The sequence below is a fragment of the Aerococcus sp. L_32 genome (assembly GCF_050689315.1).
In genome coordinates this window covers 1-583 of sequence record NZ_JBOEQF010001153.1, presented here as the reverse complement: position 1 = coordinate 583, position 583 = coordinate 1, and the positions used below count along the sequence as shown (strand labels likewise).

Annotated in this window: 1 protein-coding gene; it reads left to right on the top strand. The window is 36.4% G+C overall.

The window, feature by feature from the left end; translation table 11 throughout:
* Window positions 1-583, top strand: a 583-nt coding sequence (locus tag ACRCJ0_RS18670) for a glycosyltransferase (RefSeq protein ID WP_431391695.1), incomplete at both ends; no start/stop codon positions are given.

Below are 583 nucleotides of genomic sequence, written 5' to 3'. Positions count from 1 at the left end.
TAAAAAATATGGCGTTAAGCGGTTCTACATCCATGCCCATCTAGTGAATGATTATAAAATTAAAAATAAGACAGACCAATTGATTTATGGTTTTAATAGAAAACTCAATACCAAGTTATCAACTGATATTGTTGGTTGTGGTCGCTTAGCCATTAAATCCGTATTTGGTCCAAAGACCAATTTAGATACTTCTATGGTTATTCCAAATTCTATTGATTTGAAGGAGTATGCGAATCCGGATAATGTCTATGCACAACATAGAGAAGCGGGGCGCAAGCGATATAACCTTGATGAAAATACCCTTGTAATAGGACATGTTGGGCGTTTAATGCCTGTGAAAAATCACGATAAAACATTTGAAATTGCAAAAGCCATTCAAGAAAATAATCTTAATGCAAAGATTCTAATTATCGGGTCAGGCAACTTAGAAGGAGAGTTGAAGGCGAAAGCAGCAGACTTGCATATTCTGGATACCGTTATTTTTACTGGTAGAATCAGTCCAATTTCTGAATTCTATCCAGCTTTAGATGTTTTACTGCTACCGTCCTTTACTGAAGGCTTGCCAACGACTGTTGTCGAAGTA